The organism is Spartinivicinus poritis (genome assembly GCF_028858535.1).
Lineage (GTDB): Bacteria > Pseudomonadota > Gammaproteobacteria > Pseudomonadales > Zooshikellaceae > Spartinivicinus > Spartinivicinus poritis.
Window position 1 is genome coordinate 1 of sequence record NZ_JAPMOU010000079.1, and the last position, 12,808, is coordinate 12,808.

At 37.0% G+C, this 12,808-nt stretch carries 16 protein-coding genes; 6 read left to right on the forward strand and 10 right to left on the reverse strand.

The window, feature by feature from the left end:
* Positions 1-84: 84 nt before the first annotated feature.
* Both ORQ98_RS27345 and ORQ98_RS27350 read left to right on the forward strand, forming a co-directional pair.
* Positions 85-723 carry a substrate-binding periplasmic protein gene (locus tag ORQ98_RS27345; protein WP_274692004.1) on the forward strand — a complete coding sequence of 213 codons (639 nt, stop codon included), beginning with the start codon at positions 85-87 and terminating at the stop codon, positions 721-723.
* A gap of 140 nt (positions 724-863) precedes the next feature.
* A complete protein-coding gene (locus ORQ98_RS27350; RefSeq protein WP_274692005.1) occupies positions 864-1,586 on the forward strand; it encodes an endonuclease in 723 nt (240 codons plus the stop codon).
* Here ORQ98_RS27350 and ORQ98_RS27355 read toward each other — a convergent pair.
* Together ORQ98_RS27355 and ORQ98_RS27360 are read right to left on the reverse strand one after the other, a co-directional pair.
* Positions 1,580-2,320: a hypothetical protein gene (locus tag ORQ98_RS27355; RefSeq protein ID WP_274692006.1), complete on the reverse strand. Its 741-nt coding sequence runs from the start codon at positions 2,318-2,320 to the stop codon at positions 1,580-1,582. The genes ORQ98_RS27350 and ORQ98_RS27355 overlap by 7 nt on opposite strands.
* A 566-nt stretch (positions 2,321-2,886) precedes the next feature.
* Entirely contained in the window at positions 2,887-3,096 is a 210-nt protein-coding gene (locus tag ORQ98_RS27360) for a hypothetical protein (RefSeq protein WP_274692007.1), read from the reverse strand.
* Between the two features lie 492 nt (positions 3,097-3,588).
* Between ORQ98_RS27360 and ORQ98_RS27365 the strand changes: the two genes are divergently transcribed.
* Both ORQ98_RS27365 and ORQ98_RS27370 read left to right on the forward strand, forming a co-directional pair.
* Entirely contained in the window at positions 3,589-4,524 is a 936-nt protein-coding gene (locus ORQ98_RS27365) for a LysR family transcriptional regulator (RefSeq protein ID WP_274692008.1), read from the forward strand.
* 244 nt (positions 4,525-4,768) lie between these two features.
* Positions 4,769-5,677: a substrate-binding domain-containing protein gene (locus ORQ98_RS27370; protein WP_274692009.1), complete on the forward strand. Its 909-nt coding sequence runs from the start codon at positions 4,769-4,771 to the stop codon at positions 5,675-5,677.
* Positions 5,678-5,724: 47 nt separating this feature from the next.
* Here the strand turns inward: ORQ98_RS27370 and ORQ98_RS27375 are convergent, their stop codons facing one another.
* Together ORQ98_RS27375 and ORQ98_RS27380 are read right to left on the reverse strand one after the other, a co-directional pair.
* The gene (locus ORQ98_RS27375) at positions 5,725-6,594 is read right to left on the reverse strand and encodes an HDOD domain-containing protein (RefSeq protein WP_274692010.1); all 870 of its coding nucleotides are present in this window, start codon (positions 6,592-6,594) and stop codon (positions 5,725-5,727) included.
* 139 nt (positions 6,595-6,733) lie between these two features.
* Complete coding sequence (locus ORQ98_RS27380) at positions 6,734-7,144, reverse strand: hypothetical protein (RefSeq protein ID WP_274692011.1); 411 nt, start codon at positions 7,142-7,144, stop codon at positions 6,734-6,736.
* Positions 7,145-7,480: 336 nt separating this feature from the next.
* Between ORQ98_RS27380 and ORQ98_RS27385 the strand changes: the two genes are divergently transcribed.
* Positions 7,481-8,809 (forward strand): VWA domain-containing protein, encoded by a 1,329-nt coding sequence (locus ORQ98_RS27385; protein ID WP_274692012.1) that lies wholly within the window; start codon positions 7,481-7,483, stop codon positions 8,807-8,809.
* 130 nt (positions 8,810-8,939) lie between these two features.
* Here the strand turns inward: ORQ98_RS27385 and ORQ98_RS27390 are convergent, their stop codons facing one another.
* Positions 8,940-9,131 carry an NF038104 family lipoprotein gene (locus tag ORQ98_RS27390; RefSeq protein ID WP_274692013.1) on the reverse strand — a complete coding sequence of 64 codons (192 nt, stop codon included), beginning with the start codon at positions 9,129-9,131 and terminating at the stop codon, positions 8,940-8,942.
* A gap of 208 nt (positions 9,132-9,339) precedes the next feature.
* Between ORQ98_RS27390 and ORQ98_RS27395 the strand changes: the two genes are divergently transcribed.
* A complete protein-coding gene (locus ORQ98_RS27395) occupies positions 9,340-9,678 on the forward strand; it encodes a pentapeptide repeat-containing protein (protein WP_274692014.1) in 339 nt (112 codons plus the stop codon).
* A 177-nt stretch (positions 9,679-9,855) separates the two neighbouring features.
* On the opposite strand, the gene ORQ98_RS27400 is transcribed toward ORQ98_RS27395, so the two are convergent.
* From ORQ98_RS27400 to ORQ98_RS27420, 5 genes are all read right to left on the reverse strand, one after another.
* On the reverse strand, positions 9,856-10,311 hold the full coding sequence (locus tag ORQ98_RS27400; protein ID WP_274692015.1) for a hypothetical protein: 456 nt from the start codon (positions 10,309-10,311) through the stop codon (positions 9,856-9,858).
* A 190-nt stretch (positions 10,312-10,501) separates the two neighbouring features.
* Entirely contained in the window at positions 10,502-11,095 is a 594-nt protein-coding gene (locus tag ORQ98_RS27405) for a hypothetical protein (protein ID WP_274692016.1), read from the reverse strand.
* Between the two features lie 41 nt (positions 11,096-11,136).
* On the reverse strand, positions 11,137-11,676 hold the full coding sequence (locus tag ORQ98_RS27410; RefSeq protein ID WP_274692017.1) for a prolyl hydroxylase family protein: 540 nt from the start codon (positions 11,674-11,676) through the stop codon (positions 11,137-11,139).
* 6 nt (positions 11,677-11,682) lie between these two features.
* The gene (locus ORQ98_RS27415) at positions 11,683-12,090 is read right to left on the reverse strand and encodes a VOC family protein (protein WP_274692018.1); all 408 of its coding nucleotides are present in this window, start codon (positions 12,088-12,090) and stop codon (positions 11,683-11,685) included.
* Position 12,091: 1 nt separating this feature from the next.
* Positions 12,092-12,808: RHS repeat domain-containing protein (locus ORQ98_RS27420; RefSeq protein WP_274692019.1), on the reverse strand; the 717-nt coding region annotated here is incomplete at its 5' end.

Below are 12,808 nucleotides of genomic sequence, written 5' to 3' on the forward strand. Positions count from 1 at the left end.
CCAGGCGTTAAGCCTGTGAGAAGAATAAGTCATAAACATGTGTCAACAGCAAAGTTATTACAATTGGTTAAAGGTTAGCCTTGAATGGGCTGGCTCGTTGGGCTTGATATCTCTCTTTTAAAAGCAGTATTTGAAAAAGCTAATTGTCGATACAAAATTATTATCGTTAATTGGAAACGTTCGTTAAAAGAGCTAGAGAAAGGCAGCTTAGATGTTGTATTAACCGCATCAATTACTTCCGAAAGGAAACAATACGCTTACTTTTCATCACCTTATCGTGAAGAGCAAATGCGTATTTTTGTACGTAAGGACCAATCTGCAAACTGGCCACTTAAGCAATTGGCTGATATCATTTCTTACAATATGAAGCTTGCAATTACTTTAGGCTCTTATTATGGAGAAGAATTCGAGCAGTTATACAACAATAACTCTGATTTTAAGAGTTTCATTATAAATGTAGCACAACCAGAGCAAGGCTTACTCATGGTTGCTAGCAAGCGCACTGACGGTGTACTACAAGATATGTACAACTTACATAGCCAAGCTGAAACATTAAAAATAAGAGATAAACTCGAAATACATCCTTATATTGTTTCCAGCGGTCCTGTTCATTTTATGTTCAGCAAGAAATCTGTAACACATCAAGATGTTTACACTATTAATAAAGCATTAGTTGATTTCATAAAAACTGAAGACTACCAGACTATTTATAAATTTGATTAAAGGTAGTTTAGTCCTTCTCTAAAATATCATGATCATTTCCAAGTAGGTCCATAATAGGAATATCGTCATAATCTCCCAGTTATACTAAAATTTAAAAAACAAAACACCAGACCTGTATAGTATTATTCGGAGCCTATTCTGTGATTAAACAACAACTGATGCTTGCCTGTATCTTTATATTAGCTTACAGCAATACAGCTGTATCCCAAAACCAAACTAGCCAGCCTGCTTTTAATAAAGGCCCTACTAACTTTTATCAAGCTAAAAAAATTCTAAAAGAAATTTATAAAAATAAAACGACCACTTTCTATTGTGGCTGCAAATTTTACTACCAAAACAACAAATTAGTACTAAACCATCATAGCTGTGGTTATCAAACAAGACAAAACCAAGAGCGTGCTAATCGAATAGAGTGGGAGCATATTATGCCTGCTTCCTATTTTGGGCGTAAATTAGACTGTTGGAAGCAAGGAGGTCGAAAATATTGCCAAAAACATAGTAAACAATTCCGGAAAATGGAAGCTGACTTACATAACCTTGAGCCAGCAATAGGAGAGATTAATGGAGACCGCTCAAACTTTGCCTTTGCAACAGTAAGAGGTGAATACCGAAATTATGGTCAGTGCGACATAGAAATTGATTTTAAACGTGACCAAATTGAACCCAAGCCTAGCATTCGAGGCAATATTGCCCGGGTTTATTTGTATATGGCAAAGAAATACAACATTACCTTATCAAAACAAGAACATGAAATATTTGCCAAGTGGGCTAAACGAGACCCCATCACCAGGTGGGAAAGGAAAAAGGCTGCCCTGATTGCGAAATATCAATCAGGGTTAACACCCGTGGGTCTGGCTCAGTAAAATGTATAAGCCAGTTGAGTTCGAGATGCAGCTTGTAATACCAGGCTGCATGGTAATGAATAAAACTGGAAGTTTAACAGCTTCTGTTTATTGTTGCTCTTGGTAGCTACTTGCTTTAATTGGCTAAAACGAGACTTACAAGTATAAAAGTCTGTTTCCAATTGTTGTTGATTCGACAAATAGTTGTTATAGGCAAGCTGTTTTTTATCAGTGAGTGCTGCACGCCAGATAGCACAATTAATTTCACTATAGTCTTTAGTTGAGCAAAACTTTTCAACACGACTGACTAACAAGTCAAAATCATTGGCTTGCAAGTCTTTCTGATAAGCCTGCTGCATTTGCTCCTGCCATTGTGGATAAGCTGAGCAGAACCATTGACTGGCTTGCTGCTGATAACCGCACTGTTGGCGCTTATAGAAAAACTCTGTCCAGTCCATCGCTGCAAACACATCATCCTGCTGAAAGCGATTACGACTTAACTGAATATCCCGCTGCTTTTGCCAATATTGCTCTGTTACTTGTTTTGCTGTACTACAAGCTTTGGTTTGCCATACTGCTTCAGCAGCCGCAGGGCCTTCTGCTTCATAACGGGTTTGTGCTTTGGCTTCACACTTTAATAGAATTTTTTCTGCTCTTTCTGGGTTAGCTACAGCAGGTTGGTCATCAGGAGAGACACAGCCAGCACTTAATAAAATAGCCAACAAAATTAATGATGAGCGATACCACTTATTCATCACAAACTAAATGCTCTTCACTTTAGGGTTGTTAATTGGGCTAACCTATAAAGCAAGTCAGGTACAGGAAAAACCTTAACATTACAGTTATATCCTGTATTTTTGCTTTTGATGCGACCTGCTGTGGATATCAGTTGCTTTTTACACTAACTGCTGTGTGACTTATATCAACTATTTACCTGGCTATACTAGTGATTGCTCGACTATATTAGCTATTAGTTAACTATTAGCTGCTTGCCTATTTATCCAGTATTTTTCCTAGGCACCATTCAGGAAGCTTGTGATAATTATCTCAGACAATGCGGAGAATTAATGTGGAAGCTATCGCTAAAAAAAACAACTTAATTAAGTAAACAAATTGTCATAATTATACTTGCAAGGTAGATCAAACCGATTTTTTTAACTGAATAGAAATTTTGAGGAAGGTAGCAGTATTAAAAAACAGATACTCAATTAAGCCTCTTCCATAAGGCTTACAGCACATACCATCAATACAAATGACTGATATGTTCGTGTCTTGTAATTTTTTATTGTCAAATCATTATAGTCAAAGCACAAGTGATACATTACGAGCTGTTACTATTCTTGTCATAATTAGTTAACTGATCTCGTCCCCACGCATTTTGATAACGATTACGAATGGCATCTAGAATCTCTTCATAACTAGGCACTGGGACTTCTGTAATTTCCCCCCCTTGGTTTAAAAAATCTTCAATTTGCTTTTCGATCTCATCTCTTTGTTTTGCTTTTTCACTGACCGAAGCATTCACTTTCATTTACAAACTCCTAGCTAAACTTGCTTGATACTTTTAATGATCAAATAATCAATATTTTAGTAAATATCATGATCTCCATGACAGAATGATGTAGCTTCCGCATAGTATTCCTATAGATCATATTTATTATTACTTCAACTAATGGAAAAAAATAATGCTATTGAATCTTCATGATTCTGCTTTTACATAGCACACCATTAGTGAACCACTTAACTTACAAACATTGAAGCTTTACACATCGTTACATTACGCTTAAGATACTTATTTGTTTCTATATTCCGAATAAAAACATAAAATACTTATAACTAAATGGAATTTACAATGGAATAATCACCATATGAACGGACTAGCTATTCATTTACCTAAAATCAGTCATTTACCCAAAATATAAGATCATTAAAGCAAAGCTTAGGGTAGATAGGATGAACAGCTTTTGAATCTTACCACTGCTCAGGTTAGTCAACTATTACCTCTTCACTATCAGGTTTTGCAATGTTTAGCATGAAGCCACTGCATGAAATTAATTTAAATTTATTGGTTTGCCTACACGCCTTATATGAAGAGCGCAATGTAACACGTGCTGCGCATCGACTGAATATGACGCAATCTAATGTGAGTAAGTCTTTATCGCAATTACGTCGTATTATGCATGACCACTTACTTTATCGAGAAGACAACACACTTAAGTTAACGCCGTTATCTATTGCCATAAGAGATAAAGTAGCTTTTATTGTTCAAAATGCCCAGGATGTATTTTCGGCTGGCCTACGTGGTAGCTCTCTTGCTAAACAGCGATTTACGCTTGCAGCCAGTGACGTAAGTGTACGCTATGTGTTTCCTAAACTGATGCCACGCTTTATCGAAGAAGCACCCGACGCTTTAATTTCCCTTAGCCCCTGGCACGAGTATAACCCCGAAAGCCTGGTTCAAGGTAAAGTTGACTTAGCTTTATGTGTATTTGAGGAGGAAACCAACGGCCTAATTTGTGAGAAGCTGGGTACCACCGACTTAAGCTGCATTGTTAGAAAAGAACACCCTGCTACTGATGGGCAAATGCAGCTGGAAGATTATCTCAGCTACCGGCACATCGCTAATACTGGCAATGCTAACTATTGGCGTATTATTGATAAAGCCCTGGCAGAAAGAGGTTTACAACGGAATATCGTGTTAGAAATGCCTTTAGTGATCTCAGTGACTGAAGTAGTAGAGCAAAGTGATTTAGTTCTAACCTTGCCCACTCCACTTTGTCGATTAATTAGTGATAATCAAGATCTCTGTATGATTGACTGTCCAGTAAAAACCTTGCTGGATTATGGATTGATGTGGCACCCACGGATGGACAAAGACCCGGATCATATTTGGTTTCGTAACTTAATTAGAGATGTGACTTTTGAAACACCTGAGTTTGTTAAAAGCCTGGTGGCTTAACTCTTATCCTGATTCTTTATACCACACTAAGCTTGTCTAGGCCTATGACGCGCCTAGATAAGTGGCTGGCCTGCTTACCCATTTCCTATTAATTAACTAACAACCAATCAAGCCATCTTTTCAATACCTGCTTCAAGACTGCTTTTGACTCAGCGCTAAAACAAGTCTTTTTGATTATAATTCGTACAAAGTATAAAAATTCAATTACACTAGTTGTATAAGCTTTAAATTTTGCAGTTATGCCATGCCTATTAAAACACCACACAAACTTATCCAAGTCTTGCTGGTGAGCCTACTATGCAGCTTTGTCAATTTTGGCTATGCAAAAGAGGTTATTACCATTACCGGGTCAACCACAGTAGCTCCCATAGTCAAAGCCAGTGAGAGTCAATTTACAAACCAAACAGGAGTTTCAATAATTATCCGCGCGAAAGGATCAAGCGCAGGTATTGAAGCCGTTGCTAAAGGTGAAGCCAATATAGGAATGGCTTCACGCCCCCTAAAACAATCAGAGCTACAGCAATGGCCACAACTTAAGGCAATCACACTTGCAGAAGATGCCATTGTCTTAATCGTTAACAGCAAAAATCCAATAACAAACTTAACAAGACAACAAGTAAACGAACTTTACTCTGGGAAATACAATAACTGGGATCAGTTAAATAAAGAGTTAAATTTTAACTTACTAAAAAACCAACACATTCAACTTATTTCTAAAAAAGAAGGCCATGGCTCGCTTAGCGCCTTCATAAAATTATTTGGATTGAGCAAACCGAGTGTCAAAGGGCGTAAAATGTATTTTAAGTCAGCGGATGCCAGTCAATTCAACTCACTAGGGGCTTCACAAGTAGATACGGCTAAACAAGCGATGACATTGGTAGCAAGACTCAAAAATTCAATCGCTTATGAGTCATTAGGCACGTTAGAAACCTTAAAAGCAGACCCTCTGTATACTCAAATAAAAATGTTAAGTATTGATGATATTAAGCCAACTGTTGCCTCTGTCACCTTAGGTGAATACCTGATAAAAAGGTCTCTATTACTAATAATTGATCAGAATAAAAACAACCCACATGTAACACAGTATCTTCAATATATGTCCTCTCCCGAGGGTAAAGAACACATAAAAGCCTATGGGTATATAGCCAAATGAACTATATACCCCTCCTAACTAAACAGTATTTCTAAAAATAACGGCTGCTAAATTACCGCAGCACTGGCTGGGCAGATAATACTAATCACATTTATGGCTTCCATTTGAGCAAACCCTACAGCCTCAGCTAACTGCTCTTCTTGTAAGCCTGTCGTTTGCCAAGCGTTATCTGCGATAGTTGCAGTATAATCAAATTGTTTTTCTTCTGGTAATGTTGCCATCAGTGTTTGATTAGCTGCTCTACTGGCAATATGAATGATTGCAGAAAATAAGTCCTGTTCTTTATTACCCTTTGTTGCTAATGCATGCTGTTCAGCAACAGGCACCCACAAGTCTTCTGGAAGCTTCCACAACTTAAGAAGCTCTGCTCCGCACTCAGCCCAACTAAAGCCAAACACTTCTTGCTGTTTTTTCCATGGAATTTCACCAGAGGCATGTTCCAATACCTGTTGGGTAAGTTCAGCATTATTATCTAAAGCGACTAATTGCCCAATATCGTGCAGCAGCCCAGCAACAAACAACTTCTCTTTTTTTCTAACTTTACAGGCAGAGGCAAGTTCTCTACCAATCAAGCCACAGTGAACCCCTACTTGCCAGAAGTAATCTATATCAACGCCTTTTACATTCTCTGAAACTGAGGATACTGCAGAGGTAGCTAAGGCTAGGTTGAATAGTTCTGCCATTCCGATAACTGAAATAGCACGAGAAACTGTGTCAATTTGTGCAGAAAAATTATATAACGGGCTATTAGCTAATTTTAAAATTTTAGCCGTAAGCGCAGGATCTAACATTACTACTTCAGAAATATCATCTACAGTGGCATTGTCGCTTTCAATCAAGTCTTGAAGACGAATCACAATATCAGGTAATGTAAATAGTTCACCTGCTTTCTGTGCAAATTCCAGCGCAGTGGCCATAGTTTTCTACCCCTTATTACTGCTTTAGCTTTGGTTAAAGCATAGAATAAAAAGTATCATCCTACAGCCAGATTAAATTAACAAAAAAAGACCGGAAAGAAGTAAAAAAAGCATTTAAATTACTTTTAGCATTAACAATCTAGCAAAACCCGTAATGACATATTTCACGGGCTGTTAGATCATAAACATCGTATTTACCTGGTGCATAATAAGTATCACCATATGGGCTATATACCTGAAAAATATACCAACCACTTTTATCATTAGCAGCAGGTTGTGCTACATAATCATCCTTACATTGACTTTGAACCTCGTTATACTCCCGTTTGTACACACTGAAATATTGAGCATACCTGAAGTTTGCTAAAGGATAACGGCCCCAATATCCAGAAATCGTTACAGGGTTATCATCACCATCTTTCAACCAATACCAATCACTGCCATCTTCCTTTGCACAATAAACATTTGTCCATGCTGCATTCGCTGTTGAATAAGTTAAACATGCTGCAGCAAATACCAGTCCAAGATAGTTTTTTTTGAATATGTCCATGTTTCATTCCCTTTAACCTTTAAAAAGTTAAAGGAGCATAGAACTAAATGAAAAACTATAAATCAGTAATTGTGTATTAATGTGTGAAAAGTTGTAATTAATAAGCACAAAAGTGCCAATTGACTCGCCTGACTACTTAATGAAGTAGATTTTATAAGAAGACTCATGCTTGATGGTGAAAAAACAAACAGCACCAATTAGTTAACTTTTTAAACCACCTATAGTGCATCAAAACAAGTGTTGACTAAAACGCTTTTCTCGACGTAAATCCTTCAAAAAACTACTCTCTTGGTATAGAAATACTCACATCCAACATATACAGGAAAAGGTAAACAGATGATAGAACTTCAATCTGGCGGTAATCTAAAGATAGATTGTAGCCAAATAAATATCAGTATTACCTGGGATCATCCTTCAGTCAGCAAGGATGATATAGACACCTCAGCATTTTTGCTAAATGAGCAAGGAAAAGTTAGGTCAGATGGCGATTTTATTTTCTATAACCAGCCAACCTCGGTGGATAACTGCATAAAACTTTCAACAGGTACAAATAAGCAGTCTTATACTGTCGACTTGGATAATATTCCAGCTGATGTACATAAAATAGCCTTTGCGATTGTTATCCATTCTAATGGAAACTTTGGCTCTGCAACAAGTATTCGACTAAATCTAGAAGGAACTGCCCACTATCAACCTAGCACCCAAGGTATGGAAGAAAAAGCTCTAATTATGGGACAGTTGTATCGTCACCAAGGCAACTGGAAATTTAAAGCACTCGGTCAAGGTTACAACGGAGGGCTAGCCCCCTTGGCAACAGGATATGGAGTAGACATTGCCGAAAAACCACCTGCTGATGCAGAAACTGCTACTCCTAACCAACCCATCCAATCAAGTACGGAAACCATTGTTACATCAGTCAGTAGCCCAAAGTCCATTGATCTAGAAAAAAAACTACAAGCAAAAGCCCCCAGACTAATTAATCTAGCCAAACCAATTAAAGTCTGCTTAGAGAAAAAGCAGCTTACTGATACCAGGGCTAGAGTGGCTTTTGTTTTAGATGCATCAGGTTCCATGACTAACCAGTTTAAGAATGGAAACGTACAAGCTGTTCTAGATCGAATTACAACACTTGCAGTTCAATTTGACGATGATGAAGCATTAGAGCTATGGGCTTTTGCTGATAAATTTAAAAAATATGCTGATGTATCACTTGATAATTTAGATGACTATATAGAGAAACTTACCAAGAAAAACAAGAAAAAAAGATTCTTCTCTTCCATCATTTCTGAAATTATTGAAGACTTAGGCTTTGGCAATAATGAACCTCCTGTGATCAGCGATATAATAGAAAGCTATCAACACTCAAATTTACCGGCTTATATTATCTTTATTACTGATGGAGGTATCTATAAAGATAAAGCAATAGAGAAGCTTATCAAACAAGCCTCAAGTTACCCCATTTTTTGGCAATTCGTTGGGTTGGGAGGCTCCAACTATGGAGTACTAGAAAGGCTGGATGATTTAACTGGGCGTACTATTGACAATGCTGATTTCTTTCCTATTGACGACTTCAAAAAAGTTCAAGATCAAGAACTCTATGAACGTTTATTAAATGAGTTTCCTGGCTGGTTACGCGAGGCTCAAAGAATAGGTATCCTCAATTGACCTAAGAGGCTGACAACAGCCTCTTAATCTGAGTAATGATCCGAAGAGCATCTCTTATCAAAGGTTCTAAGCATTTAGATGAACAGTTTGAGCAATTTCTTGACATGCCTTGATGGCTCCAAGGCTCAAATTAATCATCATCATCTTCGTCTTCATCATCACTCATAACATCAACTACAGCCCCACCAACTTTGAATGGAACCTTAGCAACTTCAATCGTGGCATCAACTGCAGTACCTATAATAGTACTCACACAACCATTCAATAGAGTAGTTACTAAAATTAAAGCCAATATATTGGTAACTGATTTTTTAGATATCATCAAAATGTCAACCTGAGTATAATAAGATCGCAGTATAATCGTTTTTTTAGTCTCCGCCTACTTTAGGTAATTGTTTATGGCCTCTACGCCATCTGACGGTATCTTGAACAAGACGGCTTCGGTTTATAAAACACATATGCACACTAGCCGAGGTGACACAACTATTCTAAGCTTCTTATAAGTAAGAGAAACAACGTGGGCTACGAGAATGTTACAACCCAAACCAATACAGCATCCTTTGTATGACCTGCTACAGGATGAAAAGGTCAAGGAGTTTAATAAAAAACGAGCTGCAGGTGAAACATGCGACTTCTCAGGTGGACACTTTCGAGGACTTGACTTGAGAGGCATAAATGCTGATGGCCTCAATTTTTCAGGCGCTTACTTTCGTGCTGCAGATCTAAGAGGAGTTGACCTTTCCAAGGCCAATATAGAGGGCGCCAGCTTTGCTGATGCCAAAATATCAGGTGTGTACTTTCCCAAACAAGTAAGCCCAGAAGAAATTCGTCTATCTGTCGATAAAGGCACTCGCGTGAGGTATCGCTAAAATATTAACTAAATACCTCCTTTGTTAATGCACTATCACCTATTTTTCACTGTACAGCTAATCACAAATATTAAACCGACAATGGTACAATACTTTGATACACCATAGCTTTCTATTATTAACAATATCGTCTCATCCTTATATTTCTAAACCATCTTTACTCACCTTATTACACCTTCATTCTATAGTTATAGAAATAGGCTTTGACTCTAGCTTTTCACTAAATGCTGTTTTATCAACTAAATGTCTATCTTTATAAATAGCCTTCACTTTATATTCACCCTGCACCAATGCATAATACCTAGATAGTTGATCCAAGCTGAAATAACGTCCAACAAACATATCAGCACCAAGGAGGTTATAGTCTTTTTCTGAAGCAGGGCTGGTTCTTACCTTTGACATAAAGAGGAACTTTTGCCCATCGGCATTTGTAAATACAAGCTCAACCTCATTTAGACCATCAGCAGGCCCAATCGCAAATCTTTTATTAACATACACATCTGCTAGGGAAGTATTCAATAAGTACAGGATCACACCATTATTTTTCTTCAACAAGCCTAACTCAATATCACTAAAAGCGATAAGGTTGTTTGATAATAGGAAAAAGCCAATCAATATCACTATTTTTGTCATACTTACTATTTTTTAAGGAAGGTGACTAGATAATTCTTCAATCACCATTATTTTTATATTTACTTTATTGCTCTTATTCACCTAATTGAGTTAAGTATAGTTATTTTTTATCAGTTTTAATAAAGCTAACTGACTGAATTTATTTCAAGCACAATAAACAATCAACTCTATCAACTAATAGTAAATTTAGTTAGCTTATTTGCAAACTAGCCATCATTTCTTTTTCCCAGTTCAATACTAACTGCATGGCCTTTTCTGGGTTAATTTCCAATAAAACCTTAAGCTCCTGACATTCTTTTGTAATTTGTTTTCGAACACCAGTGTATGGTTTTTGAAGCGTCTTTTTGATCAAAGTCATTGCCTCTGAGAATTTACCAAGAATAACAAGAAGCAAAATATAAGTTTTAATTGTCCACTCATTTTTCAATAAATTAGGGTTCTGTTGAAAGTACCCATAAAAATAACTCAAGTTCAACTTTTTATTCAGATCATCAACATAAGGGGCAATTCGCCTCACAAGTTCTGCAGGTCTATCTTCTTTATCAAACTGGTCATAATCAATGAAGCTATCCGGGTATGGTAGACGCTGACTAAAATTCAAATTTAGTTGGGTTGACCTATCAAACAAAGGGTAAATAAACTCGGATATATAAATTCCATTTCTCGTCACTTCTGCACAGAAACCACCTAAAAGATGATCCACTGGCTCAAAGAAAAAATAATCACCCTTAAGTCTAATTTCAGGATAAGCCTCTAATAATTTTTTTTGAAATTGTTTATTCAAGATCCAGTCTTCTATTTAACCCAACCCATAAGTACTACTAATCAAATATTATACATCACATCCGTTCTCAGCACATATTTTGTACCTTCTGTTAATTTTTCTCCTTCATGCCAGGTTTCGTGGATAAACATCAGCACCTTGCCTGTTTCTGGTTTAACGCTAAAACCACGAAATAGAGTATCACCTCCTTGATAGCCATCATTCAAATAGATTAGAAAACTCAACCGGCTTTCTAAGCCATCTTCCTTTAAACGACCATCTTTGTGCATTTTGAAACGCTGCCCTGGTGTGTACTTGTAAAAACGAAACTGACGAGATAAACATTGCGCAGTACAACCATCCAATATAGGAAACTCAACTTGCTCCAGCTTTTGCCAAAACTGTTGAGCTAATTCAGGATCGTTAAGAAAAACCCTTTCGTTATTCCGAACAAACGGCATAGATTTATAGCCATTGTGGGTTCGCACAGTGGCTTCGTCAAAACCAATATTTTCAGCTTGTTCAATTAGCTGGACACATTGATCACATGATATAAAATGATCGATTGTCCAGATTCCTTTATTGATATGCTCAATAAACATATAAAACTAATATCTCTTGTATATAGGCCAATCATTTGGATCTATACTTAGATCTTCATCATCAAAGCTTTCAGATTCTATCTGTATTTCATTTCCGAAAGGATCAAGAATACAGGCAGCATATCCACCTGGATGAGAGCACATTAATGTAAACTTTACTCCCTGGTCTCTTATTTTTTTACAATATGACAAAAAATTTTTTTCTAAAAAGTATGTAAATAAGGCAATTCGTTTTTGACTTCTATTCTTTTCCCTTATTTCTCTATCCATTTGTAGACGTATCCCAATCTCATCACTTTCTACACATTTAGGTACAAAAAAGTCTCTTTCTTGCTTAAAACCCAAAGTTTCAACAAAAAAAACTTTCGCAATTTCGGCATCATCCACAGGAATAAATATAAATATCTTTGGCATATTAGCAATCTAATTTTGATATTGGTCTTTGGCTCACAGGGGCTTCAGCTCTCGCCTTTTTAATTTGTTTAGATGCCCCTTTATAAACCTTAGCACCCAACTTTTCTAGAGTTCTTAACTCAGTTTTATAAAATGAGCTTCTATGTTTTGCAGCATCTTCACCTATATCAATAAATACATAACCTTCTTTATGTCTATCTCTTATCCACTGAGCATTTGCTTCATTTGCAATTATTTCCCAATTTTTTGAGCCAAACCTTTCCATTACCGCCCCAGACTTTTCCATAAGAGATGTCCAGTCTTTCTTAATTGTTCTAAACTCTTCATTTGGTCTGAGTTTCCTCATATTTTTTGCATATGCTTCTACTGCTGCTTGCCCCTCTCCTATGAGTACGTAACTTGCAAGCCCTAAAGGATCAATCCAATGTACAGGATTTTGAACGTAGCTATATAAATTATTACCACCTAACAACTCAATTGGATCCTGATTAATAAACCGTCCTAACCCTGGATCGTAATACCGGTGTCGGTTGTAGTGTAGGCCAGTTTCTTCATCAAAGTACTGGCCCTGAAACCGCAGGTTGTTTTGAATATGCTCAACTTGTTTTCTTGCTACATTACCATAAGCCCGGTACTGGACTGACCAGACGATATTGCCTCTTGCATCGCTGATTTCTTGGGGTGTGCCTAAATGATCCAGATGATAAAAATAAACCTG

Coding starts and splice junctions, on each gene's coding strand:
- ORQ98_RS27345 (WP_274692004.1), top strand. CDS start 85: ATGGGCTGGCTCGTTGGGCTTGATATCTCTCTTTTAAAAGCAGTATTT.
- ORQ98_RS27355 (WP_274692006.1), bottom strand. CDS start 2,320: ATGAATAAGTGGTATCGCTCATCATTAATTTTGTTGGCTATTTTATTA.
- ORQ98_RS27360 (WP_274692007.1), bottom strand. CDS start 3,096: ATGAAAGTGAATGCTTCGGTCAGTGAAAAAGCAAAACAAAGAGATGAG.
- ORQ98_RS27365 (WP_274692008.1), top strand. CDS start 3,589: ATGTTTAGCATGAAGCCACTGCATGAAATTAATTTAAATTTATTGGTT.
- ORQ98_RS27370 (WP_274692009.1), top strand. CDS start 4,769: ATGCCTATTAAAACACCACACAAACTTATCCAAGTCTTGCTGGTGAGC.
- ORQ98_RS27375 (WP_274692010.1), bottom strand. CDS start 6,594: ATGGCCACTGCGCTGGAATTTGCACAGAAAGCAGGTGAACTATTTACA.
- ORQ98_RS27380 (WP_274692011.1), bottom strand. CDS start 7,144: ATGGACATATTCAAAAAAAACTATCTTGGACTGGTATTTGCTGCAGCA.
- ORQ98_RS27385 (WP_274692012.1), top strand. CDS start 7,481: ATGATAGAACTTCAATCTGGCGGTAATCTAAAGATAGATTGTAGCCAA.
- ORQ98_RS27390 (WP_274692013.1), bottom strand. CDS start 9,131: ATGATATCTAAAAAATCAGTTACCAATATATTGGCTTTAATTTTAGTA.
- ORQ98_RS27395 (WP_274692014.1), top strand. CDS start 9,340: ATGTTACAACCCAAACCAATACAGCATCCTTTGTATGACCTGCTACAG.
- ORQ98_RS27400 (WP_274692015.1), bottom strand. CDS start 10,311: ATGACAAAAATAGTGATATTGATTGGCTTTTTCCTATTATCAAACAAC.
- ORQ98_RS27410 (WP_274692017.1), bottom strand. CDS start 11,676: ATGTTTATTGAGCATATCAATAAAGGAATCTGGACAATCGATCATTTT.
- ORQ98_RS27415 (WP_274692018.1), bottom strand. CDS start 12,090: ATGCCAAAGATATTTATATTTATTCCTGTGGATGATGCCGAAATTGCG.